Annotated in this window: 20 protein-coding genes; 12 read left to right on the top strand and 8 right to left on the bottom strand. The window is 32.7% G+C overall.

The genetic code is table 11. From position 1 onward, the window contains the following. Positions 1-33: 33 nt before the first annotated feature. Positions 34-585 carry a hypothetical protein gene (locus tag IEV77_RS14405; RefSeq protein ID WP_188466021.1) on the bottom strand — a complete coding sequence of 184 codons (552 nt, stop codon included), beginning with the start codon at positions 583-585 and terminating at the stop codon, positions 34-36. A gap of 48 nt (positions 586-633) precedes the next feature. After that, positions 634-2172, bottom strand: a complete 1539-nt coding sequence (locus tag IEV77_RS14400) for a helicase HerA-like domain-containing protein (RefSeq protein ID WP_188466019.1) — start codon at positions 2170-2172, stop codon at positions 634-636. Positions 2173-2374: 202 nt separating this feature from the next. Here IEV77_RS14400 and IEV77_RS14395 point away from each other — a divergent pair, with 202 nt between their 5' ends. Further along, positions 2375-3007 (top strand): 7-carboxy-7-deazaguanine synthase QueE, encoded by a 633-nt coding sequence (locus tag IEV77_RS14395; RefSeq protein ID WP_188466017.1) that lies wholly within the window; start codon positions 2375-2377, stop codon positions 3005-3007. Positions 3008-3121: 114 nt separating this feature from the next. On the opposite strand, the gene IEV77_RS14390 is transcribed toward IEV77_RS14395, so the two are convergent. Continuing rightward, positions 3122-3655 (bottom strand): DUF2911 domain-containing protein, encoded by a 534-nt coding sequence (locus IEV77_RS14390; RefSeq protein WP_188466015.1) that lies wholly within the window; start codon positions 3653-3655, stop codon positions 3122-3124. Between the two features lie 293 nt (positions 3656-3948). Between IEV77_RS14390 and asnB the strand changes: the two genes are divergently transcribed. The 11 genes from asnB (at position 3949) to secDF (ending at position 19930) form a co-directional block, all read left to right on the top strand. Further along, entirely contained in the window at positions 3949-5613 is a 1665-nt protein-coding gene (gene asnB / locus IEV77_RS14385; RefSeq protein WP_188466013.1) for an asparagine synthase B, read from the top strand. 290 nt (positions 5614-5903) lie between these two features. Next, complete coding sequence (locus IEV77_RS14380; RefSeq protein WP_188466011.1) at positions 5904-7667, top strand: ion channel; 1764 nt, start codon at positions 5904-5906, stop codon at positions 7665-7667. A gap of 39 nt (positions 7668-7706) precedes the next feature. Continuing rightward, positions 7707-8399, top strand: coding sequence for a DUF6090 family protein (locus IEV77_RS14375; protein WP_188466009.1), 693 nt, complete (start codon positions 7707-7709; stop codon positions 8397-8399). Positions 8400-8653: 254 nt separating this feature from the next. Continuing rightward, positions 8654-10327: a hypothetical protein gene (locus IEV77_RS14370; protein WP_188466007.1), complete on the top strand. Its 1674-nt coding sequence runs from the start codon at positions 8654-8656 to the stop codon at positions 10325-10327. Positions 10328-10473: 146 nt separating this feature from the next. Further along, the gene (locus IEV77_RS14365; RefSeq protein WP_188466005.1) at positions 10474-11208 is read left to right on the top strand and encodes a DUF6090 family protein; all 735 of its coding nucleotides are present in this window, start codon (positions 10474-10476) and stop codon (positions 11206-11208) included. Next, a complete protein-coding gene (locus IEV77_RS14360; protein WP_188466273.1) occupies positions 11201-11929 on the top strand; it encodes a DUF6090 family protein in 729 nt (242 codons plus the stop codon). The genes IEV77_RS14365 and IEV77_RS14360 overlap by 8 nt, the downstream gene beginning before the upstream one ends. Position 11930: 1 nt before the next feature. Further along, complete coding sequence (locus IEV77_RS14355; RefSeq protein ID WP_444542123.1) at positions 11931-12707, top strand: DUF6090 family protein; 777 nt, start codon at positions 11931-11933, stop codon at positions 12705-12707. Positions 12708-13085: 378 nt separating this feature from the next. Continuing rightward, positions 13086-15035 carry a DNA topoisomerase (ATP-hydrolyzing) subunit B gene (gene gyrB / locus IEV77_RS14350; protein ID WP_188466003.1) on the top strand — a complete coding sequence of 650 codons (1950 nt, stop codon included), beginning with the start codon at positions 13086-13088 and terminating at the stop codon, positions 15033-15035. Positions 15036-15161: 126 nt separating this feature from the next. Then, on the top strand, positions 15162-16088 hold the full coding sequence (gene mdh / locus IEV77_RS14345; protein ID WP_188466001.1) for a malate dehydrogenase: 927 nt from the start codon (positions 15162-15164) through the stop codon (positions 16086-16088). Positions 16089-16121: 33 nt separating this feature from the next. Then, the gene (locus tag IEV77_RS14340) at positions 16122-16784 is read left to right on the top strand and encodes a hypothetical protein (protein WP_188465999.1); all 663 of its coding nucleotides are present in this window, start codon (positions 16122-16124) and stop codon (positions 16782-16784) included. Between the two features lie 149 nt (positions 16785-16933). Next, entirely contained in the window at positions 16934-19930 is a 2997-nt protein-coding gene (gene secDF, locus IEV77_RS14335; protein WP_188465997.1) for a protein translocase subunit SecDF, read from the top strand. A 528-nt stretch (positions 19931-20458) separates the two neighbouring features. Here secDF and IEV77_RS14330 read toward each other — a convergent pair. From IEV77_RS14330 to folE, 5 genes are all read right to left on the bottom strand, one after another. Continuing rightward, the gene (locus IEV77_RS14330; protein WP_188465995.1) at positions 20459-20968 is read right to left on the bottom strand and encodes a DUF192 domain-containing protein; all 510 of its coding nucleotides are present in this window, start codon (positions 20966-20968) and stop codon (positions 20459-20461) included. A 1-nt stretch (position 20969) separates the two neighbouring features. After that, complete coding sequence (gene lgt, locus IEV77_RS14325; RefSeq protein WP_188465993.1) at positions 20970-21899, bottom strand: prolipoprotein diacylglyceryl transferase; 930 nt, start codon at positions 21897-21899, stop codon at positions 20970-20972. A 375-nt stretch (positions 21900-22274) separates the two neighbouring features. Then, entirely contained in the window at positions 22275-22511 is a 237-nt protein-coding gene (gene yidD / locus IEV77_RS14320) for a membrane protein insertion efficiency factor YidD (RefSeq protein WP_188465991.1), read from the bottom strand. 61 nt (positions 22512-22572) lie between these two features. Next, on the bottom strand, positions 22573-24057 hold the full coding sequence (cysS, locus tag IEV77_RS14315; RefSeq protein ID WP_188465989.1) for a cysteine--tRNA ligase: 1485 nt from the start codon (positions 24055-24057) through the stop codon (positions 22573-22575). Positions 24058-24247: 190 nt separating this feature from the next. Further along, positions 24248-24925, bottom strand: coding sequence for a GTP cyclohydrolase I FolE (gene folE / locus IEV77_RS14310; protein ID WP_188465987.1), 678 nt, complete (start codon positions 24923-24925; stop codon positions 24248-24250). Positions 24926-25078 lie beyond the last annotated feature (153 nt).

Here is a 25078-nt window from a genome sequence, read left to right as displayed (position 1 = left end):
GACTGTGACTGTGACTGTGACTGTCCACTATATCTACCAGCCAATCATGAAATATTTAATTTTTGCATTCCCTGGTATTTGTACAGCTTCAATTTTTTTGCTTGTGTCAAATTGTAATTCGGCAGGTAATTGACTTTTATCAATAGTGAAAAAAGCATTGATTTCGTTTACAAAAACCACAATGTTTTTAAGGGTGTTTTGAATACTCGAAATTTTGTAATTTTTTTCTATGTCTGCAAAGGTGCTTTTAGTGCTAATTCCTTTGTCCGTTTTAAATCTAGAATCCAATATTTTAATTGTTTCTATAGTAGAAGTAGAGTCTACAAGTACTTTTGGTGTTAAAGTAAGTAATTTGTTTCCTGCTTTATCAAAAACATCAATATCTGTTCTATTAAAGGAAAATTCCTTGTCTAGAAGTCTTTCTACAACAGAATCGTTTACCAAAACAGCTTTTAATTCTTTTACTTGCGTCGAATCTGTTAACAGTCCTATATTTTGTTTACTAATTTGAAATGGGTCTTGCTCTTTTTTACAAGCAACAAATAAAAGGGTTATAATAGCTAAACTGAAAATAGATTTTTTCATATTAATTAGGGGTGAATTTTAAATTATTTTAAAGATTAATTTGGGTGTTTATTTTTTCATCATCTTAGTTAAGATGCCAAAAACGCTTCTAATAAAAGTAGCGCTTGTAAGCACTTTTACAATTGGGTTCATGGCGCTACTTTTTCTAGTAGAAGAGGTTCTGCTTTTAGAAACCGCCTTTTCCATAACTTCTTTTTCTTTTCGTGCTTTTTCTTTTAATTCCTCGGCTTCTGCTTGCTCAATTTTTTCATTCAGCATTTCGTAAGCACTCTCTCTATCAACCTCTTCGTTGTATTTTTTTACAAGTTTAGAATTATCTAATAAATTGTCTAATTCAGAATCTGTTAAAATATCCATGCGACTCATTGGAGCACGCATCATCGTTGCTGCTAATGGAGTTGGTCTTCCTTTTTCATTTAAAGCAGAAACAAGAGCTTCTCCAGTACCCAAAGAAGTAAGAACGCTAGCGGTATCATAATATTCTGTGTCTGGATAATTTTGTGCTGTAAGTTTAATGGCTTTTCTATCTTTTGCTGTAAAAGCTCTTAAAGCATGTTGTATTTTTAAGCCTAACTGACTTAAAACAGCTTCAGGCACATCTGTTGGATTTTGAGTTACAAAATACAAACCAACACCTTTACTTCTTATTAATTTTACAATGCTTTCAATTTGATTTAATAAGGCTTTCGAAGCTTCATTAAAAATTAAATGGGCTTCGTCGATAAACATAACGAGCTCAGGTCTTCCTGAATCTCCTTGTTCTGGAAAAGTAGAATAGATTTCAGCTAACAAACTTAACATAAAGGTAGAAAACAGTTTGGGTTTGTCTTGAATATCTGTTAACCTTATAATATTTATGTAACCTCTTCCGTTTTCATCGATTCTTAATAAATCTTGAGGGTCGAAAGATTTTTCACCAAAGAATATATCCCCACCTTGTTGTTCTATTTCTACAATTTTTCTTAGAATAGCTCCAGTGGAAGATGTAGAAATTCGGCCATAAGCTTCTTCAAATTCTTCTTTACCTTCATTAGTGGCATACTGAAGTATTTTTTTAAAATCTTTTAAATCTAATAGTGGTAGCTTGTTATCGTCGCAATATTTAAAAATTACGGAAATAATTCCAGCTTGCGTTTCAGTAACATCTAAAATTCTTGAAATTAAAACAGGACCAAACTCACTAATAGTCGCTCTAAGTCTTACGCCATTTTGAGCAGAAAGCGTTAATATTTCAACAGGAAATCCTTTGGCTTCAAAAGGAATTCCTATTTGTTCATGGCGTTCGTTTATTTTTTCATGACCAGGACTTGGTTGTGCCAAACCACTTAAATCCCCTTTAATATCCATGAGTAATACTGGAATACCTTTTTCGCTTAAATTTTCGGCAAGTACTTGTAATGTTTTAGTTTTACCAGTTCCAGTAGCTCCCGCAATTAAACCATGTCTATTCATGGTTTTTAAAGGTATGTTTACAAAAGCATTTTTTATAGCTTTACCATCTAACATGGCAGAACCTAAGGTAATATATTCACCTTTGTTCGTGTTCCCTTCTTCAATATGGCTAAAGAACGCTTCCTGTCTATTCATGGTTTTTGAAAATTTTTATAAAAATACTAATCTTGAGTCAATCCGAAGATAAATCTTTTCAACAATTTAAGAATTAGTTGTCAGAGATTTATTAATAATTAGTAAAGTTAGCTTCCCTATTGAATAGAAGGGTGTTAATGATTTCCGAAAAACTGTTTGCTGTATACTACTTACTGAATACTGTTTCATATCTTTGCAAACTATGACAAAAAGTGAAAGACAAGAACTGATTGATAAGGGGTTGCTTCTTCCGTTAATGGAAGAGTTTTACACCATTCAAGGAGAAGGATTCCATAAAGGAACGGCGGCTTATTTTGTAAGAATTGGTGGTTGCGATGTTGGATGCCATTGGTGTGATGTTAAAGAAAGTTGGTTGGCAGATTTACATCCTCCAACAGAGATTGATAAAATTGTTGCCAATGCTACAAAATACAGTAAAACGATTGTTGTAACAGGAGGAGAGCCATTAACTTGGAATATGGATCCGTTAACAACAGCTTTAAAAGCTAACGGACTACAAACGCATATTGAAACCTCTGGAGCTTATAAATTAACTGGTGTTTGGGATTGGATTTGCTTATCTCCTAAAAAATTAAAATTACCAACCGAAGAGATTTATGAGAAAGCACATGAGTTAAAATGTATTATTTTTAACAAGAGTGATTTTAAGTTTGCAGAAGAACAGGCAGCAAAAGTAAATAAAGATTGCATTCTATATTTGCAACCAGAATGGAGCAAACGAGATAAAGTAGTTCCGGAAATTGTAGATTATGTTATGGCAAATCCACAGTGGAAAGTATCCTTGCAAACGCATAAATATTTGAATATCCCATAAAAGGCATGAGGTATTAGGGATGAGGTTTAATTTTACAAGAATAAAAAATGTTCCAAAGCATTTAAGCTATGGAACATTTTTTATTTTTTGAATTCTAAACTTAAAACTCTGAATTTATTTGATTGGCACTGCAACTCTTAAAGTGTCCCAACCCATGTACATTGTTCCATCGTCATCAAAAGCCATAGAAAAAGCTTCTAAAGATTCCTCGTCTTGAGTAACTGGTACTGTTACTCTAGCAATATCGTTAGCTTCGTTGTAAGAATAAGATCCCCACGCATTTAAATCTGAGTTTAGTATTATAGTCCATTCAGCTTCATTTGGAATAGTGTACATAGTATAAGTACCTGCTTTTACTTTTTTGTCTCCAAACATTTTGTCTTGGTAAAAAGTAATCTCCACAGCTTCGTTTGCGCCAGTTCTCCATACTTTACCATCTGGAGCTAAAGTTGCAACGTCTCTTCCTTTTAATTGTGGTCTACTATAAATTACTTTTACTTGTTTCTCTGAAACTTTGTAACTACTAGGAAATGACGCCGCATCTAACGGGCTTTTGTCTAAATCGCTGTAAGTTTGTGCAGATAAGGTTGTTGATAATAGCATGACAAGTGAAAATGCTAAAGTTGAAATTAAAGTTGATTTTTTCATAGAATGTGTTTTTATCTCCTAAATTACCTTGAGATTCCACCAAAGTTTTAGGATTTATTTTGTTAAAGTTTAAAAATATTAGAATCGTCTTAATATTTGTCGGAAGGATATGTTAAAATTTACAATTTGGATGAAAATAAAAATAAATCATCCATAAAAACTACAAATAGGCACTAAATAAGTCTATTTGATTTTAAATTGTAACAGTTTTATGATTATATGTTTCATATTTACAATAATTAGTTCAATTTTGCTTAACTATTTAAAATAAGTATCAATAAAAAATAAAGACTATGTGTGGCATTGTATGTGCATTCGATTTAAAAGAAACCGCTGAGGAATTAAGACCTCAAATATTAGAAATGGCTAAAAAGATTCGTCATAGAGGTCCAGATTGGAGCGGTATTTATAGTAATGATAAAGTAATCATGGCTCATGAACGTTTGGCTATTGTAGATCCAGCTTCAGGAAAACAGCCTTTATTGAGTGAAGATAAAAAACTTATTCTTGCTGCCAATGGTGAAATTTACAACCATAGAGAGTTAAGAAAACAATTAAAAACGGCTTATAACTTTCAAACTGAAAGCGATTGTGAAGTTATTTTAGCATTATATAAAGAAAAAGGAGTTGAATTTTTAGATGATATGAATGGCATTTTTGGATTTGCTATTTACGATGTTGAAAATGATAGCTATTTTATTGCCAGAGATCATATGGGAATTATTCCTTTATATATTGGTTGGGATGAAAATGGGACTTTTTACGTAGCTTCAGAATTAAAAGCACTTGAAGGTGTTTGCTCTAAAATTGAATTATTTCCGCCAGGACATTATATGTCTAGTACAGATGGAAAATTCGTGAAATGGTATAAACGTGAGTGGACTGAATTCGATGCAGTAAAAGATAACGAAACGAGTATAGCAAATATTAAAGACGCGCTAGAAGCGGCTGTTCATAGACAATTAATGAGCGATGTGCCTTATGGGGTTTTACTTTCTGGTGGTTTAGATTCTTCTATTACATCTGCAATTGCGAAAAAATATTCACAAAAACGTATTGAAAGCGATGACACTTCTGAAGCTTGGTGGCCACAACTTCATAGTTTTTCTGTAGGACTAGAAGGTTCTCCAGATTTAATAGCTGCAAAAAAAGTGGCAGATCATATTGGAACAGTTCATCATGAAATAAAATTTACAATTCAAGAAGGTTTAGATGCTATAAAAGATGTGATCTATCAATTAGAAACTTACGATGTAACCACTATTAGAGCTAGCACACCTATGTATTTAATGGCAAGAGTTATTAAATCGATGGGAATTAAAATGGTATTATCTGGTGAAGGTGCAGATGAACTTTTTGGAGGTTATTTGTATTTTCATAAAGCGCCAAATGCACAAGAATTTCACGAAGAAACGGTTAGAAAATTAAGTAAACTTCATCAATACGATTGTTTAAGAGCAAACAAAAGTTTAGCAGCTTGGGGAATTGAAGGGCGTGTGCCATTTTTAGATAAAGAATTTATGGATGTGGCTATGCGCATCAATCCTCAAGATAAAATGATCAATGGAGAACGCATGGAAAAATGGGTGCTAAGAAAAGCGTTTGAAGATGTAATTCCACTAGAAATTGCCTGGAGACAAAAAGAACAGTTTAGTGATGGAGTTGGTTATAGTTGGATTGACACACTAAAAGAAGTGGTAGCTAAAGAAGTAACCGACGAACAATTGGCAAATGCGAAATACAAATTTCCTATTCAAACGCCAACAAGTAAAGAGGAGTTTTACTATCGTTCTATTTTTACTGAACATTTTCCAAGTGATACAGCGGCTTTATCTGTGCCTCAAGAAGCCAGTGTGGCTTGTAGTACAAAAATCGCTTTAGAATGGGATGAGGCATTTAAAAACATGAACGACCCTTCTGGAAGAGCTGTTGCAAAAGTGCATGCAGATGCATATTAATGAAGCTCTAAATTTTCAAGACGCAGTCGTAGAAAATTTAGTTAGCTGAATTAATCCCGATGCATATCGGGATCGTTTGAAAGTAATTATTCAACAAGACGCAGTCGTAGAAAATTTAGTAAAACCGAATTAATCTCGATGCATTTCGGGATCTTTTCATGAAAACACATTTTATAATATTCAAAGATTAGGCGTCATAAATTAAATAATTGAAAACCAGCTAACCAGCTGGTTTTTTACATTTAAAAAATAACTATCTTTAGACATTGACCAACCAACCAACCAACGAAATGAATACATACTTCTGTGTCTTCTATTGTGCTTTTAGTAAATACACTTTAAAGCCTCTAACTTCTTGTTTATTAATACTACTGTTTATAAGTAACAATGGATTTGCACAACAAAAAACACCACTTATAGATGTTTTTTACCAAGCGCTTTCATTAACAGAAAACGACACGTTAAAACCTTCTGGTAGTTTTTATGAATTCAGTCTTAAAAATTACGACAATGAAATTATTGACCCTCGAGCAATAATTAAAAAATATCCAGATGCCAAACGTTATTTAGTAAACGATTCTATTTTTAATATTAGGTGTGCTTTAGAAATAAATGGATTAATTGAAGATTTATCTATATTGGATCCACGAATTACAATTAAAAATTTTCATTTTTCAAATGATGTCCAATTAAGTTTAAAAATCTATTCCGATATCGAAGATGAAGTATTCAATTCTTCAAGATTAGTGTTTGTAAATATTAAGGCAGACCAAATGTTTATGATTTGGTTCAATAATTTCGTCACCTATTTTGGTGCTGTTGATATCAATCATTTATGGATAGGGAACGAATCTGTAGTTTCACCCAGAATTTTTGTACAAAATAGTCATATCGACTTCCTGCAACTTTGGGCTATTAAACCAGGTGAAATCAAGATAATTAATAATCAATTAGGCATTGTAGAAATTACGGAAGTTGAAACTAAAAAGTTTGATATAATTAGTAATACTTTTCAACTTCCTAAAATTCCAGAAGATAATAATTGGTATTCAACTGAAGACAGATTTAATACCCAATTAGACTCGACCGACAGTGAATTTATAAATAGGGATCATGCTATTAAAGGTAATTATTTATTAGCCATCATGTCTAACGATCGTACCATAAACACCTTGAATATAAAAGGCAATACCTTTATAGATAGTACAGCATCTGTTCCAGTTATTTTTGGGCAAAAGTCCAATAAAATGGAGGTAGTAAAAAACACGTTTCAAACACCTCTAATTTTATCTTCTATTGTAAGCGATAATTTTGAATTAGACAATAATGTTTTTACTACAGTGAGTATGGGAGCTTCCATGCCATCGACGCCTCAAAATATTGTCAATGTTAATTGGAAGGATTTAAAAGGGAAGTTAGTCTGGCAACCTACTATTTTTTCTACACCTTATCGAGGCATTTCAGAAACCGAATTACAAGACTCAAAAAGCTTTTTTCATCTTTTAGGATCACACAGCAGGCTTTTAGAAGTTTATAAAAACTATGGCAATCTGGACGATGCGAACGATGTATTTCTGGACATGAAAGGCTTGCATTTAAATCGCTATGAATATCTATATAAAACAGATGGTGGCACAACCAACTTCTTCCAATTATATCTTAATAAATTATTGAGTGTTTACACCAAACATGGCACAGATCCAGCACAAGCCATGACAGCTTCACTCTGGATAATTATCTTCTTTAGTATTATTTATTTTTTTTTCCCATCAGATTGGGATGTTTCTTCCAAGCAAAAATTAGTAGCAGATTTTAACACCTTTATAGAAAAAAACGAGAAAGGCTATGTTAGACCCTTTCTGTCATTAGCAAAAGGGTTTTTTATTAGTTTTTTCAATGCTATCACTTTAAGCGTTAATAGTTTTGTGACTTTAGGTTTTGGAACGATACCAACACGTGGCTTGGCTAAATACATTTGTATTTTTCAAGGCTTCTTAGGCTGGTTTTTATTAAGCATTTTTATAGTGGCATTAATCAATCAAATTCTAGTATAAGTAATGATTAAATTCTTTAGACATATAAGACGTAACCTCATGGAAACAGGAAAAACAGGCAAGTACTTTAAATACGCTATAGGTGAAATTGTGCTTGTAGTTATTGGGATTTTGATTGCATTACAAATTAATAACTGGAATGAAGACAGAAAATTAAGAACTGTAGAACATGCTATCCTTCAAAATATTAAAAGCAATCTTATAGATTCTAAAAGTAAGTTAGATAGGGTTGTAAATAGGGATGAGGAACAAATAAAACATTACAAACGCATCCTTCATTATATAGATCAAGATTTGCCATATAACATAGAACTAGATTCATCTTTTATATATATTTCAACTTGGGCGAGTCCTTATTTGACTTATATAGACTATGAAACTTTAAAAACGAAGGGTTTGGATATTATCCAAAACGATAGTATTAAAAATGGCATTACCTATATATATGAATCTGCTTTTGCTTGGCTTGTAGACGATTTTGATAGATTAGAATGGGCACGAGCTGAAAATGTGACCATCCCGTTTTCCGAAAAACATATTCGATATAATATCGAGAATAATCTTGCAAGACCTAATGATTTTGAAGCCTTAAAAACAAACGACGAGTTTATAAATATTTTAAATAACAACATGTATTTTCGGAAAAATGGAATAGAAGCTTGCAAAAGAATAAATAAGGAAATTGAAGAAGTTATTCAAATGATAGATAAAGAGCTAAAACAGCATGATTAAATTCTCTAGAAAAATACGATATAACCTTATGGAACAAAATTAGAAATAGAAATCCTCAATCCAATTTTTTTTGAAGCCATTCCAACGAATTATAAAGAATTGCTAAATGATACTATTTATATAAATATGATTAAGCACAGAGGATCTTTTCGAAATCATAGTGCCGAAATAAAAAAAGTGGCACTTAAAAAATCTCTATGTTAAAACAAGGAATTAATGCATACCTAGAATAGTAAATAAAACGAAACCAACCAATGAAACATTTATTAGTTATCCTAAGCATCAGTTTTTTAGTATGTAGCTGTAATACAAAAGAAAAATCAGAAAATGCTATACAGACTGATACACAAACTTATAATACCAATAGTTATGACGATTTAGTAAAGCTATTTAAGGAATGGCGTGCTTTTGAAAACCCTCCAAAACTTGATGGCGCACCAGATTACACGAAAGCAACCTTCTACAAACGTTGGCCTGAGTTTAAAGAACTTCAAAACCAATTAAAAACGATTGACACGTCAAATTGGTCTATAGCAAACCAAGTAGATTGGATGATTGTTTGGGCCGAAATGAACGGTTACGATTTTAATAATAACATATTAAAACCTTGGGTTCGCGATCCTGCGTATTACAAAGCTATTTGGATGTATAGAAGTGATGTTCCAGCACACGAAGGACCAACAAACCATGGCATTCTTGAAGTATGGAAGTATAATTTTCCGTTATCTCCAGAAGCCAGAGCTAAGTTCATTTCTGAGCTAAAAGTCATTCGTCCATTAAACACACAAGCACAACTAAACTTAGCAGGCAATGCTAAAGATTTATGGATTACAGGCATTAGGGATATTGAATATCAAAGTTATGAACTTGCACAACTTAAAGAAATGAAAGGGATAAAAGAGGATGCTGAAATAATTGAAGTTATTGATCAAGCCATTGCATCTACAAATAATTTTGTTTCATGGTTACAAAAAGAAGGGAATTCAAAAACGGGTCCATCTGGAATAGGAAAAGACAATTATACTTGGTATTTACAAAATGTTCATTTGGTGCCATTAACTTGGGATGACGAAGTTATGATTTTGAAACGAGAACTCGCTCGTGCTTGGACAGCATTAAAACTTGAGGAACATAGAAATAGAGGCCTTCCTGAACTTAAAGATGCTAATTCACCAGAAGCTTATAACAAAATGGCTGAAGCTTCAGCAGTAAGTTTAATGAACTTTTTAGAGGACCAAGATATTGTAACTGTAAAACCTTATTTCGATTCTGCACTACGCGAGCACTTAGGCGAATATATTCCAAAAGAGGAACGTAATTTTTTCTCGATTGGACAACACTATGATGCGCGACCATTATACTCACACTTTTATCATTGGTTTGAATTAGCACGTATGGATAATGAGCCACACAAAAGCGAGATTAGACGAGAACCTTTACTCTATAACATATTCGATTCAAGAAACGAAGGTACAGCCACAGCTGTTGAAGAGATGTTTATGCAAGCTGGGTTGTATGACGACAGTCCACGAACCAAAGAAATCGTCTATATCATGATAGCACAGCGTGCTGCACGAGGATTAGGCTCATTATATGCACACTCTAACGATATGACCATGGAAGAAGCTGGTGGCATTCACAGTGAGTATACACCAAGAGGTTGGATGAAAACTGAAAAAGAGCTTCTTATTTTCGAGCAGCATTTGTACTTACGTCAACCTGGTTACGGCACCAGTTATATTACTGGAAAGTATTTATTAGAAGCTGCTATGGCAGATTATGCACGAATACAAGAACTTAATGGAAACGAATTTAAAATCAAAGATTTTTTCGATACACTAAACAGTATTGGTAGCATACCAACATCTCTAGGACATTGGCAAATGACAGGAGAAAAGAAACATTTAGAATCTATTATTAATGATTAAAATCTTCAGATTATCGAAACAAAATTTTGCCTAAGCAAAATCGAATGTCCAGTGGGCATTTGGTGAAGATAGCCGTTTACGGACTTAACCTTACTCAATTTAAAACTATGATAAAATTCTTTAGACATATCAGGAAATCATTACTCATGGAAAAACCAACCTTCGCTAAAGCTTCGTCAGGCTCGAAAACCTCGAAATACTTCAAATACGCCATTGGCGAAATCATCCTCGTTGTTATTGGAATCCTGATTGCGCTTCAAATAAATAATTGGAATGAAAATCGCATCAATAACATCAAGTTAAAAAGTTATTTAACAGAAATAATTAAAGATTTGAAAAACGACACTTTAAGTGTAAATAACTCAATAAATCTCGCTAAAAGACGGATTAAGACTACCAAATCATTCTTGGCATTAACAGATTACAACGCATTAACTATAGATAGTTTAGAAAAAAGTCTGGAAACATTCTATTCAGAAGTTCCTTTTAGTACTTCCACATTTAAAAAAATAGAAAGTTCCGGAATTACAAATTTTGGTAAGTACGAGGATTTAATAGAACGTTTTAAAATCTATTATACTTTTATTATTCCAAATATTAAGGGTTTTGAAGGAACACAAAATCGCGCAGTAGATATAGAGGATAATTATTGGCGTTATAATCAAAATATATATGAGTTTAGCTATGAAGGTGATTTAGCTTCTTATCAAAATAAAGAAGAAGCTAGAAAACAATTAATACAATTATTACAATCACCAACAGCACGTAACATATTAAAAATAGATTATCGAAGAAATATTAGAAATATGGAAAGGCTAAACAGATTAAATGGTCAAGTAATGCAATTAATAGAAGCAACCGAAACTGAACTCAATGATTAAATTCTTTAGAAAATTACGATACAATCTCATGGAACAAAATAAAACAGGCAAGTACCTCAAATACGCCATTGGCGAAATTATTCTTGTAGTCATTGGAATTCTCATTGCACTTCAAATTAATAATTGGAATGAAAAAAGACTCAAACAAGAACAACTCATTTCAGTTTATGAACGCACGCTAACCGATATTGAAAACGATATTCAAGAGTTGACTACTAATTTAGAATATTACAATGGCATAGAATATATCTTTAAAAAAGTGATTAACGATTCTATAACCCCAGATTTATTCGATGTAGGATTATCTAGAATGTTAACAACTTTTGGTGTGGCTACAAGCCTAAATATGACAGGAGTCAATCAATTAAAAACATTGAATGTTAAAGATAGTTTGTCACTAGAAATAATAGATGTCTATGCTAATATGGAGATTTTATTGATTAATGGTTTTGAAAAAAGGATCAATCAGGAAAGTGAAGATTTAATATATAAATTTAGAGATAACTACAGTTGGTATCCTGAATACATGGGTAAAACCATCATGCAAGATAATAGCAGTAAAGAGTTGCAAGATTATTTTCTATACAATTCTGAATATAGGCATCGCGTGATTAGTAGCTATCAATTAATTTATAATAATTACGTAAGAATGCTAAATGGGATGATACCAGCACTAAAAGAAATCACAGAAGAATTAAAAATAAAATTAGAAAAGGCATAACATGATTAAATTTTTTAGACATATCAGAAAATCATTACTCATGAAAAATCAAACAGGCAAATACTTCAAATACGCCATTGGAGAAATTATTCTTGTAGTCATTGGTATTCTTATCGCGCTTCAGATTAATAATTGGAATGAAAATCGTAAAAGAACAAATCAAGAACATGTTATTTTACGTTCCTTAAAATCCGATTTTAAAGAATCTGAAAAACGACTGCAACATACGTTGATGATGCAGAAAAATTCTTTGGCACGAAGTATTTCTTTAATTTCTGTTTATGAAAACAAAATACCCATGCCTATTAATGATTCTATAAAAATGTATGTTGAATATGGTGCTTTTTCATGGTACAGAGCTGAGTTGGTAACAGGAGCTTATGATGCTTTAATAAATACTGGAGATTCTGACTTAATTAAAAATGGCGAACTTAATAGATTGTTGGCTGAATATTTTTCCATACTAAATGCTGGGTTTGAAGATCAGGAAACAAGTATGTTTCTCCTAAACAGATTACAAATAATTGCTGAACCCATATTGCTTACCTTGTCCGTTCCGCAATTAAGAGATCGGATAGAATTAGAACAAAATTCAGATAGAGCCAAAGAAGCAGAAGCCATAAAATTCTTATTTGAGCAAAAAGCTTTTTTTGGTCATTTGTATAATAAAACACAATTAGAAGATTTGCGACATATTATTCAAAAGGATTTAATGAATCTAATCTCTGAAATATTAGAAATAATTGATAAAGAATTGAAAACTATTAAAAATGATTAAATGCTTCCGAAAAATGAGTCAAAATAGGAATCCTTTAAATTCAATAAATCACCTCACATCAACGATTGCTGTTTTTGTGTTTTGACATTTAGAAATAAATCATCAAAATCTATTTTAAAGGTGTTTTAAGGCTTTCTGAGACGTTTTAATGTAATTAACAAATGTTGATAAAAATAGACGATATTCGTTAAAATGCTTTTTAAAAGCCTTATTTGTTTGTATCTTTGTTTGTATTCAAAAGGATGCCTCTAGCATCTTTTTTTATGTTAATGAAACTCTGAATTTTCAAGTCGCTGAGACGAATAAAATTTAGAAAGTTGAATTAATCCCGTTGAAGAACGGGGTCTAAACAAACAATAAAAATAAATAATTTCTTATATGAGCGATAAAAGAGAAGAATTTAATAAGGACAACTATTCAGCAGATAGTATTCAGGCCCTTGAAGGCATGGAGCACGTGCGTATGCGTCCATCCATGTATATTGGTGATACGGGTACAAGAGGTTTGCATCACTTGGTTTATGAAGTTGTGGATAACTCCATTGATGAGGCCTTGGCTGGACACTGTGATAATATTACGGTTATAATTAATGAAGATAATTCTATTACCACAGAAGATGATGGGCGTGGTATTCCTGTAGATCTACATAAAAAAGAAGGTGTTTCCGCATTAGAAGTTGTAATGACTAAAATTGGTGCAGGTGGAAAGTTTGATAAGGATTCTTATAAAGTTTCTGGTGGATTGCATGGGGTTGGTGTAAGTTGTGTGAATGCATTATCAGATCATTTAACAGCTACAGTCTTTAGAAAAGGTGAAATCTGGGAGCAGGAATACCAAAAAGGGAAACCAATGTATCCTGTTAAGAAAATTGGTGAAACGGATAAAAGAGGAACTATTGTTACCTTTAAACCGGATGCTACTATTTTTACTCAAACATTAGAGTACAACTACGATACTTTAGCGAGTAGAATGCGTGAGTTGGCTTATTTGAATAAAGGAATTACCATTCATTTAATTGATAAAAGACATAAAAAAGATGATGGCGAGTTTGAAGGTGAAACTTTTCATTCGACTGAAGGTCTTAAAGAGTTTATAAAATTCTTAGATGTTAATAGAGAGCCTTTAATAAAAGAGGTGATCGCTTTTGAAGGTGAAAAAAATGGTGTTCCTGTTGAAGTTGCTATGGTTTACAATACGTCTTATGCCGAAAACTTGCATTCGTATGTGAATAACATTAATACACATGAAGGGGGAACGCATTTATCAGGTTTCCGTCGTGGATTAACACATACGCTTAAAAAGTATGCAGATGATTCTGGCCTACTTAAAAATTTAAAATTCGAAATTGCTGGAGATGATTTCCGTGAAGGCTTAACAGCTATTATTTCGGTAAAAGTTCAAGAACCACAATTCGAAGGGCAAACAAAAACAAAGTTAGGAAACAGAGAAGTTTCAGCTGCCGTAAGTCAGTCTGTTTCAGAAATGTTAACGGATTATCTTGAAGAACATCCAGAAGATGCAAAAATAATTGTACAAAAAGTTATTCTTGCGGCTCAAGCACGTCATGCAGCTCAAAAGGCGCGTGAAATGGTGCAACGTAAAACCGTTATGAGTATTGGTGGTTTACCTGGAAAATTATCTGACTGTTCAGAACAAGATCCAGCAAAATGCGAAGTTTACCTAGTAGAGGGAGATTCGGCAGGTGGAACAGCCAAACAAGGTAGAGATAGAGCTTTTCAAGCCATTCTTCCATTGCGTGGTAAAATCTTGAATGTGGAAAAAGCCATGGTTCATAAGGTGTTTGAAAACGAAGAGATCAAGAATATCTTTACGGCACTTGGTGTAACTATAGGAACTGAAGAAGATAGTAAAGCCTTAAACTTATCGAAATTAAGATATCATAAAGTGGTTATTATGTGTGATGCCGATATAGATGGTAGTCACATTGAAACCTTAATCTTAACGTTCTTTTTCCGTTTTATGAAAGAGCTTATTGAAAATGGGCATATTTATATTGCAACGCCACCTTTATATTTAATTAAGAAAGGTGCTAAAAAGCAATATGCTTGGAATGAAGAGGAACGTACTGCTATTATGAAAGATTTTGGCGATGGAAGTAAGATTCAACGTTATAAAGGTCTTGGAGAGATGAATGCGGAACAACTTTGGGATACGACTATGAATCCTGAATTTAGAACCTTACGTCAAATTCAAATAGATAATGGCGTGGAAGCAGATAGAATATTTTCTATGTTAATGGGAGACGAAGTGCCACCACGTAGAGAGTTTATTGAAAAGAATGCTATTTATGCAAATATTGATGCTTAGACTTTTAAGTATATAAAAGATAATTAAAGTGCAAGAGTTTAAATCTTGCACTTTTTTATTTTAACACAAAATAATTAGTACTTTTGTTATCATTAAAAACAACACAAATTTAAAATACAATATATTATGAAAGTAACAGTAGTTGGAGCAGGAGCAGTAGGAGCAAGTTGTGCAGAATACATAGCAATTAAAAATTTTGCTTCAGAAGTCGTTTTATTAGATATTAAAGAAGGTTTTGCTGAAGGTAAAGCTATGGATTTAATGCAAACAGCTTCATTAAATGGATTCGATACAAAAATTACAGGAATTACTAACGATTATTCGGCAACTGCAGATAGTGATGTTTGTGTAATTACTTCTGGAATTCCTAGAAAACCGGGAATGACTCGTGAAGAATTAATTGGAATTAACGCAGGAATTGTAAAAGCTGTTTCTTCTAGTTTAGTAAAACATTCTCCAAATACTATCCTTATTGTTGTAAGTAATCCAATGGATACCATGGCTTATTTAGCAGCTAAATCAACAGGATTACCAAAGCAAAGAGTTATTGGAATGGGTGGCGCTTTAGATTCTGCACGTTTTAAATACAGATTAGCTGAAGCTTTAGGAGCCCCAATAAGTGATGTTGATGGAATGGTTCTTGGTGGTCATAGTGATACAGGAATGATTCCTTTAACAAGATTAGCAACAAGAAATTCTTTTCCAGTAACAAATTTTTTATCTGCAGATCGTTTAGAGCAAGTTAAAGAAGATACGAAGGTTGGTGGAGCTACGCTTACTAAATTGTTAGGTACATCGGCTTGGTATGCTCCTGGAGCGGCTGTAAGCAGTATGGTTCAAGCTATTGCTTGCAATCAAATGAAAATGTTCCCTTGTTCGGTTTTTCTTGAAGGTGAATATGGCATGAAAGATATTTGTTTAGGGGTTCCTGTTATTCTTGGAAAAAACGGAATTGAAAAAATAGTTGAAATAGATTTAAACGATGCCGAAAAAGCAAACATGCTTGAAAGCGCAGAAGCTGTTAGAAAAACTAATGGTTTACTAGAATTATAGAATTCTTAATTTAACCTAAAACAATTTAAAAAGATGAAAAAAATATTATTTATACTGTGCGTTGCCATTTCAAGTGTTGGTTTTTCTCAAGAAGCAATTACTGAAGGCGTTGTGTTGTCTAAGCAAACCATGTCTACTGATAATGCCGAGTTACAAGGGCAATTAGCAATGATTGGAGATATTGTAACAACCACTTATTTTAAAGGAAATAAAACCCGTTCTGAAACTAATAATTTCATGACTGGTTCTTCAGTAGCTATTATGGATAAAGATAACAACCAGATGTTTATGTCCTTGAATAATCAAGCTTTAGGCAAAAAGTATGTGCTTAACACTATGGAGCCTTCGGCAGAAGATACCAAAGATGTTGTTGTTACTAAAGGAGACCTAACTAAAACGATTCTTGGATACGAATGTCAACAATATCTTGTTGAAATAAATAAAGAAGGCGTGACTGTAAAAATGGATGTGTACACAACAGACAAAGTAAGTGCGCTTTCACAACAATCTACAATGATGGGAGCCGATTTAAACGGATATCCTATGTATTTGGCTATGAGCATGAGTCAGATGGGAATGGATTTAACCATTATCCAAGAAGTTACAGAAATTAAAAAAGAAACTGTACCTGATGATAAATTTGATATGACACCTCCAGAGGGTTACGAAAAAACGGACAAGTTACAAGGTATGTAAGTCAACATTTTTAGTATTATAAAAAAAACAGCTTTTTAAGCTGTTTTTTTTTGTTATATGTCTCAAACATTTTGTTAAATAAGTATAGAAGATATATATTTGCTCGTTTTTAAAAATATCAACAAGAGAACTAATTAATTTAATAAATAATGCAGAATAAAGGATTAGTAAAGCTATTTGCAATTTTATTTGGTTTGGTAAGTATTTACCAATTGTCTTTTACATTTAAGGCAAACAGTATAGATGACGATGCAATTGTATATGCAAATGGTGATGACGTAAAGGAACGTCAGTATTTAGATTCATTAGCTAACGTTAATGTTTATAACTTAGGTATTGCAGATTATACTTACAGTGAAGTTAAGGAAAATGCCATGAATCTTGGTCTTGACCTTAAAGGTGGTGTTAGTGTTATTCTTCAAGTATCTGTAAAAGATATCTTAAAAGGATTATCGAATTACAGCAAAAACCCAGTTTTCAATAGGGCTTTAGATGATGCTTCAGAGCTTCAGAAAAACAGTCAAAACACTTATTTAGAGGATTTCTATGTAGCATTCGATGCTATTAAAGGAGATACTAAATTAGCTTCTCCAGATATTTTTGCTAATAGATCTTTAAGTGAAGAAATAACTTTCGATATGTCTGATGATCAGGTAAAACCTATCATTTCTAGAAAAATCGATGAGTCTATTGTTTCTGCATTCGAAGTGTTACGTAAACGTATTGACGAATTTGGTGTAACATCACCAAGTATTCAACGTTTAGGAAACTCTGGACGTATTTTAGTAGAACTTCCTGGTGTAAAAGACAAGGAAAGAGCTCTTAAATTACTTCAAAGTACTGCACAATTAGAATTTTGGGATACCTACAAAGGAGAACAATTTATGGGCTTCTTAAACCAAGCTAACGAATTAATCAAAGGCCTTGAAACTTTAGAAGATGAAACAGCAATAGAAGACGTTGTTGTAGAATCTCAAGATTCTGAAAATGATAAAATCGCCGATTTATTAGGTGACGATCCAGATTCTTTAAGTGTTGAAAACAATCCAATAGGAGAATTAATTAGAGGTTTTGGTTACCAAGGTGGTCCAATTGTAGCACAATTTGCTATAAAGGATGAAGCAAAAGTTTTAGGGTATTTAAATATGCCTCAAGTAAGAGCGTTGATTCCTGCAGAAATGCGTGACGTGAAATTTGTTTTTGGGAAACCAGAAAAAGATAGCGAAATAGCAGATTTATATGCCTTAATAGGAAATAGAGATAATGTACCACCATTAAGTGGTGCTGTTGTTACAGATGCTCGTCAAGATTACGGACCAACTAGTAAGCCAGTAGTATCCATGCAAATGAATGCTAAGGGCGCTAAAATTTGGGAAGAAATGACTGGAAAAGCATTTGCTCAAGGAAGTTATATTGCTATTGTTCTTGATAACGTGGTGTATTCTGCGCCAGGAGTTACTACAGGAGCTATTTCTGGAGGAAACTCTCAGATTTCAGGTCAATTCTCATTAAATGAAGCAACGGATTTAGCAAACGTATTACGTGCTGGTAAATTACCTGCTTCTGCAGATATTATTCAAGGTGAAGTAGTTGGACCATCTTTAGGACAAGAAGCTATTGATAGTGGTAAAATGTCTTTCATGATTGCACTTTCTTTAGTGTTAATATGGATGATTTTATATTACGGAAAAGCAGGTTTATTTGCAGATATCGCAATGGCGCTTAACATCTTATTAATATTTGGTGTGTTATCTGGATTAGGAGCTGTTTTAACACTTCCTGGTATTGCAGGTATCGTATTAACTATTGGTATGTCTGTAGATGCAAACGTACTTATCTTTGAGCGTATTCGAGAGGAGCTCGCGAAAGGGAAAAGTCAGAAAGAATCTATTCAAGATGGATTTAGTAATGCCTTGTCTTCTATTTTAGATGCCAACATTACAACTGGTTTAACAGCATTGATTTTATTTATCTTTGGAACAGGACCTATTAAAGGATTCGCAACTACCTTATTAATTGGTATTGCTACTTCTTTATTTACTGCTATCTTTATTACTAGATTAATTGTTGATTGGTATGTTGGAAGAGGAGGAAAATTAGATTTCTCTACAAGTCTTACTAAAAACTTATTTAGAAATATCAATATAGATTTCTTAAAGAAACGTAAGATTGCTTACATTATTTCTGGAATTGCTATTGTATTAAGCTTAGGTTCTTTATTTACAAATGGTATAGATCAAGGTGTGGATTTTGTTGGAGGTAGAACGTATCAAGTGCGTTTTGCGCAAGATGTAAGTTCTTCTGAAATTACAAGCCTGCTTTCAGATCCTGCAGTGTTTGGAAGTGCAGATGCTAAAACATTTGGTAGTTCAAATCAGTTAAAAATTACAACAAAATATAAAGTTGACGAAACGGATAATGCAATAGATGAAGAATTAAGAAACTCTTTATTTGTGGCTTTACAACCACATTTAGAAGGTGTAACTTATGAAGATTTTATTAGTGATGACGAGCATAAAACCGTTGGTCTAATGAAATACTATAAAGTAAGTCCAACTATTGCGGATGATATTAAAAAGGAATCTTTCTGGGCAATTCTAGGTTCATTAATCGTAGTATTCCTTTATATCTTGTCTCGATTTAAAAGATGGCAATTCTCTTTAGGAGCAGTTGTGGCAGTATTCCATGATGTTATAATTGTATTAGGAGTTTTCTCTTTAACATATAAATTCATGCCTTTTGCAATGGAAGTCGATCAGGCATTTATTGCGGCAATACTAACAGTAATTGGTTACTCTCTGAATGATACGGTGGTGGTATTCGATAGAATTCGTGAATTCTTTAACGAACACACAAATTGGCCTTTAGAGAAAGTAATTAATGCTTCTTTAAGTAGTACGTTAAGTAGAACCTTAAATACCTCATTAACAACATTGGTTGTATTATTAGCTATCTTCATTTTTGGTGGAGATTCTATTAGAGGATTTATGTTTGCATTAATTGTTGGTGTGGTAGTAGGTACTTACTCATCATTATTTATTGCAACTCCAGTTATGTACGACTCTGTTAAAAGAGGAAATGCTGCAGATTCTTTAAGAGATAAAACTCCAGAAGAATTAGAAGCTTTAGAAGAAGCGAAAGCTTAATTCTCTTTTTAAAAGATATAAAAAAAGCCTTTCAGTTTAAACTGAAAGGCTTTTTTGTTGTTTATATAAATTTCATCAGACCTTTCAGGTTTTTAAAACCTGAAAGGTCTTTATGTATTTGTTTTTATATAGAAAGATATGGTTAAGGAAGAATGGCTTAAAAACAATTCCTAGACTTAATGAAAACCTAACTAGGAGTGACATTTTTATTTATGGAAGACTATGACTTCTAATATTTGCTTTCAGGTCTTGTTTTAAGCTTGTAAGGTGACTTTCAACCTAATTAAGTATGGATTGATGTTATTTGTGTTTAGGACAGCTCAAGCTTTATTTAAACATGTAGAAAGTTTGATTTAAAGTCTTATTCAATAGGTTTAAAGGAAACATTTACTTCTGATTAGCCATTTGTATGTTAAAGGCTAAAACTATAATTATTTGCTTTCAAATTATATTTAAAACTTGAATGTGCACAATAAAAATGAATTAGTTTGGAATAGTATTTTTAAAATTTTTCCCAAACACTAAACACTACTGATTACTTGCTGAAAATTCCATCTTATCACCAACTTGCAGTCCCCATTTATTTACCAATCCCGCATTTACTTCTAAAACATATTGAGCAGGAGCATTCGATGGTAAAGAACTTTCATTCATCGGCTCAGCGTTTTCTTGAAAGCTCACAATGTTTTTATTAGCATCCAAATAGATAAGGTCTAAGGCAAATTTTGTGTTTTTCATATAAAAGGAACGCGGTTGCGAATCTGGAAACACAAATAACATCCCTCGATCTTCCTTCATGGAATTCCGGTACATCAATCCTGTTTGCGTATCATATTCATTGTCGGCTATTTCAATATCTAATTTTGTAATAATCGAGTCTGTTGCTAATTTATAAAGAGTTAATTCTCCTTCTTTTTTAAATGAAACTTCGGTAGTCTTTATAACCTTTTTATCGTCTTTACAAGAAGTTATAACACTTGTTGTAATGATGCTAAGTGCTAAAACAAATGAGAATGTGTGTTTTATTTTGAAAGTCATATTAGCTATTTTCTGCTTTGGGTTTATAACCGAACATAAAATAAAGTCCAATAATTATAAAAGGAATACTTAACATTTGTCCTGTGTTTAGGCCCATAAAAGTAATATATTCTTCACCTTGAGGTTCTTTTACAAACTCTACAAATAAACGTACAGTCCATAATAAAACTAGAAACAAGCCAAACAAAAATCCTGTCTGATTTCCTTTATTGGTTTTAGAATAAAAATACCATAAGATTAAGAATACAAAAATATAACAAAAAGCTTCGTATAATTGTGCTGGATGCCTAAAGGGAACGGCTTGCAATAATTCTTGAAATTGCGGATTATTAGCAATAGCATCATATGCGGCTCTGGGTGTTTTCATGCCTGTAAGTTGCATGGCTTCTCCTGGACTATATTCATCTTGTATAAAACGAACTCCAAAAGCGGAATCTGTAACTTTACCTATGATTTCAGAATTAATAAAATTCCCAATTCGGATAAAAACAGCACCCGAAGCTACTGGAATAACAACACGATCTAAAATCCACATTAAAGATTTATACTTATATTTTCTTCTATATAAATACATACCTACAATAATTCCTATAGCAGCACCATGACTGGCTAAACCTTGAAACCCTGTGAATTCAAATTCTGGATGAAAACGAAATGGTAGAAAGATGCTAAAGAAATCTTGAGAAATTAATTCCGATTGATAAAATATAACATGTCCCAAACGTGCCCCAAGCATGGTAGCAAAAACCGTGTAAATAAATAAAGGATCTAAATATTCTAGCTTTATTTTGTCTTTGACAAAAATACGTTTCATAATATACCATCCTAACATGAAGGCGGTAATCCACATAACACTATAAAAATGAAGTTTGAAATTTCCAATAATATCAATTCCAGAGATTGGATTCCAATCGAACTTAAGTAAAAACATAGGTTTTATTTTATGAATGTAAATATAACATTTATGGATTATTTAAATGAATATGTTAAAAATGATTAACGAGAATTTATCATTTAAAGCTTGTGTGAGTATTTAAAGTAAAATGTCTTAGAAGGGAAACTATTTTAGTTGTCATCCTTTTCGGGAACTGGATAATACCCTGATTTTCCCCAGGGCGATGGAGCGAATCAGAAATGTACAGTGTACATTTTTAGCGAACATGCGAGGTGGCGCGTTGGCAATTTTTAGTTGTCATCCTTTTCAGGAACTGGATCATACCCCGATTTTCCCCAGGGCGATGGAGCGAATCAGAAAATGTACAGTGTACATTTTTAGCGAACATGCGAGCTGGCGCGTTGGCAATTTTTAGTTGTCATCCTTTTCAGGAACTGGATCATACCCTGATTTTCCCCAGGGATGACAACTAAAAATCCTTATAATCGCTAATTTCCCACCTTTAAAAAAACCATGTTTTTCTAAAGCTTCTTTGGCGTAATGAGAACAAGTTGGTTGAAACCTGCAAGAAGCTGGTGTTAATGGAGAAATAACCGTTTGATATATTTTTATGAGTAGTAAAAAGGGATAAGCCAATATCTTTTTCATAAGTCTATTTAAATATCATCTCCCTCTGGGAGTTTAAGTAAATCTGGATTTGGGCTAAAGACTACAAATTAAAACTCGTTCCATCCTTCCCATCATTCAATTGAATTCCAAGAGTATCAAGTTCATTGCGGATTTGGTCTGATAGTGCAAAATCTTTGTTAGCTCTTGCTTCTTGACGTAATTTAATCAATAATTCAACGGTTCCAGAAAGCTTATCAGAATTTCCATTAGCATTAGTGGAAACAGTATCTTGAAGGCCCATAATATCAAATACAAAGGCGTGAATAGTTTCTTTTAAAATAGCTAAATCTTCTTTTGTAATTGTAGCTTTTTCATCATTAATTTGATTGATGTATTTAGCTGCTTCAAATAAGTGAGCGATTAAAATGGGTGTATTAAAATCATCGTTCATAGCATCATAACATTTCTGTTTCCATTCTAAAACATTCAATGTCGATGTAGTTGCAGTTGGTAAACTATCTAATAAATGAATAGCATCCATAAGTCTATTAAAGCCTTTTTCACTGGCTAATAAACCATCATTAGTAAAATCTAACACAGATCTGTAATGTGCTTGAAGCATGAAGAATCTGGCGACAGAAGGTGTAAAACCTTTAGAGATATGTTCATTATCTCCAGAGAAAATCTCATTCGGAAGAATAAAATTCCCGGTAGATTTTGCCATTTTCTTACCATTCATGATAAGCATGTTGGCATGCATCCAGTAATTTACCGGTGTTTGGCCTTTAGCGGCTTGGTTTTGTGCTATTTCACATTCGTGATGTGGAAATTTTAAATCCATACCACCACCGTGAATATCAAAATGCTCACCAAGATATTTGGTACTCATGGCTGTACACTCTAAATGCCAACCAGGAAAACCATCGCTCCAAGGAGAAGGCCAACGCATAATATGTCTCGGTTCGGCTTTTTTCCAAAGTGCAAAATCTTGAGGATTTTTCTTATCACTTTGTCCATCAAGTTCGCGTGTGTTATGAATTAAGTCTTCCACCTTACGCTTACTTAAAATACCGTAATTATTTATTTCATTATATTTTAAAACATCAAAATAGACGGAGCCATTTACTTCATAAGCAAAGCCGTTGTCTATGATGGTCTTAATCAATTCTATTTGCTCAATAATGTGTCCAGTGGCAGTAGGTTCAATACTTGGAGGAAGAAAATTGAAAGCATTTAAAGTGTTATGAAAATCGACCGTATAACGTTGAACCACTTCCATAGGTTCAATTTCTTCCAAACGGGCTTTTTTAGCAATTCTGTCTTCTCCTTCATCAGCATCATTTTCTAAATGCCCAGCATCAGTAATATTTCTAACATAGCGTACTTTAAAACCCAGATGTTTTAGATATCTGAAAATCATATCAAAAGACATAAAAGTTCTCACATTTCCTAAATGGACATTGCTATAAACCGTTGGGCCACAAACATACATACCAACGTAGCCTTCATGAATAGGTTTAAAAACGTCTTTTTCTCCTGAAAGTGAATTGTAGATTTTTATCTCTTGCTGTTTGTAAAGTGGCATATTTTTGATGTTTGTTGTTGAGATGTTATTTGTAAAGTCGTTTGTTGTTGAGATGTTAATTCAAAGTTTTTACTTCAAAAGAGTTAAGTCGTTTATCTGTTATTCTAAGGGAAACGAAGAATCTGATTCCAAGCGGTTAAATAGTTAGCTGAAAATCGAAAATCAACAATCGTTAATCATCTATCTCCAATTAAAAAGAAGTATCCAGTTTAATATAATCTAAAAACTCTCTTTTAGTTTCTTTTTCTTTAAATTTTCCGCCAAATTCAGCCGTAATCGTACTACTTGCCGTATCTCTAATTCCACGAGAATTTACACATAAATGTTTCGCATCCACAACGCATGCAACATCTTGAGTATTTAAGACTTCTTGTAATTCTTTTACAATTTGAATGGTTAAGCGCTCTTGAACTTGAGGACGTTTGGCATAATAATCAACAATGCGATTCATTTTAGACAAACCAACTACAGTGCCATTAGAAATATAAGCTACATGAGCTTTTCCAACTATAGGTAATAAATGGTGTTCGCAAGTAGAGTAGAGCGTAATGTTTTTCTCTACCAACATTTCACCATATTGATATTTATTGTCAAAAGTAGAAGCAGAAGGTTTTTGATTCGGATCAAGGCCAGAAAAAAGCTCTTTTACAAACATTTTTGCAACGCGATTAGGAGTTCCTTTTAAACTGTCGTCTGTAAGATCAAGGCCTAAAGTTTCCATAATGTGTTTTACATCCTTTTTAATAATCTCAATTTTCTCTTCGCCTGATAATACAAAGGCATCATCGCGCATTGGATTGTTGGAAGATGTTCCTATATGGTTATCTCCTAAAGACTCAAATTCTTCAATTTTTTTATCAAATTTCATTCGTAAAAATTAAATATGTATTTAATCTGCAAAGATAAGAAAATCCATATTTAATGGTGTTTTATTAACATAGAAATAATTTCGTAAAAAATTTAACTGTATTTTTCATAAAATTTCCTTAATTTTCAGCTCAATTTTAACAATATAGACATG

This window comes from Xanthomarina arctica, from assembly GCF_014638915.1.
GTDB classification, from domain to species: Bacteria; Bacteroidota; Bacteroidia; order Flavobacteriales; family Flavobacteriaceae; genus Xanthomarina; species Xanthomarina arctica.
Note: the sequence above shows the minus strand (reverse complement) of the source record. Positions and strands in the feature narration are given on the sequence as shown.

What these genes read in the sequence shown, in the direction of transcription:
- gyrB (WP_188466003.1), top strand. Translation starts at nt 13,086, where the DNA reads ATGAGCGATAAAAGAGAAGAATTTAATAAGGACAACTATTCAGCAGAT.
- IEV77_RS14405 (WP_188466021.1), bottom strand. Translation starts at nt 585, where the DNA reads ATGAAAAAATCTATTTTCAGTTTAGCTATTATAACCCTTTTATTTGTT.
- mdh (WP_188466001.1), top strand. Translation starts at nt 15,162, where the DNA reads ATGAAAGTAACAGTAGTTGGAGCAGGAGCAGTAGGAGCAAGTTGTGCA.
- IEV77_RS14380 (WP_188466011.1), top strand. Translation starts at nt 5,904, where the DNA reads ATGAATACATACTTCTGTGTCTTCTATTGTGCTTTTAGTAAATACACT.
- IEV77_RS14340 (WP_188465999.1), top strand. Translation starts at nt 16,122, where the DNA reads ATGAAAAAAATATTATTTATACTGTGCGTTGCCATTTCAAGTGTTGGT.
- IEV77_RS14390 (WP_188466015.1), bottom strand. Translation starts at nt 3,655, where the DNA reads ATGAAAAAATCAACTTTAATTTCAACTTTAGCATTTTCACTTGTCATG.
- secDF (WP_188465997.1), top strand. Translation starts at nt 16,934, where the DNA reads ATGCAGAATAAAGGATTAGTAAAGCTATTTGCAATTTTATTTGGTTTG.
- cysS (WP_188465989.1), bottom strand. Translation starts at nt 24,057, where the DNA reads ATGCCACTTTACAAACAGCAAGAGATAAAAATCTACAATTCACTTTCA.
- folE (WP_188465987.1), bottom strand. Translation starts at nt 24,925, where the DNA reads ATGAAATTTGATAAAAAAATTGAAGAATTTGAGTCTTTAGGAGATAAC.
- IEV77_RS14370 (WP_188466007.1), top strand. Translation starts at nt 8,654, where the DNA reads ATGAAACATTTATTAGTTATCCTAAGCATCAGTTTTTTAGTATGTAGC.
- IEV77_RS14395 (WP_188466017.1), top strand. Translation starts at nt 2,375, where the DNA reads ATGACAAAAAGTGAAAGACAAGAACTGATTGATAAGGGGTTGCTTCTT.
- asnB (WP_188466013.1), top strand. Translation starts at nt 3,949, where the DNA reads ATGTGTGGCATTGTATGTGCATTCGATTTAAAAGAAACCGCTGAGGAA.
- IEV77_RS14365 (WP_188466005.1), top strand. Translation starts at nt 10,474, where the DNA reads ATGGAAAAACCAACCTTCGCTAAAGCTTCGTCAGGCTCGAAAACCTCG.
- lgt (WP_188465993.1), bottom strand. Translation starts at nt 21,899, where the DNA reads ATGTTTTTACTTAAGTTCGATTGGAATCCAATCTCTGGAATTGATATT.
- IEV77_RS14400 (WP_188466019.1), bottom strand. Translation starts at nt 2,172, where the DNA reads ATGAATAGACAGGAAGCGTTCTTTAGCCATATTGAAGAAGGGAACACG.
- IEV77_RS14330 (WP_188465995.1), bottom strand. Translation starts at nt 20,968, where the DNA reads ATGACTTTCAAAATAAAACACACATTCTCATTTGTTTTAGCACTTAGC.
- IEV77_RS14375 (WP_188466009.1), top strand. Translation starts at nt 7,707, where the DNA reads ATGGAAACAGGAAAAACAGGCAAGTACTTTAAATACGCTATAGGTGAA.
- IEV77_RS14360 (WP_188466273.1), top strand. Translation starts at nt 11,201, where the DNA reads ATGATTAAATTCTTTAGAAAATTACGATACAATCTCATGGAACAAAAT.
- yidD (WP_188465991.1), bottom strand. Translation starts at nt 22,511, where the DNA reads ATGAAAAAGATATTGGCTTATCCCTTTTTACTACTCATAAAAATATAT.
- IEV77_RS14355 (WP_444542123.1), top strand. Translation starts at nt 11,931, where the DNA reads ATGATTAAATTTTTTAGACATATCAGAAAATCATTACTCATGAAAAAT.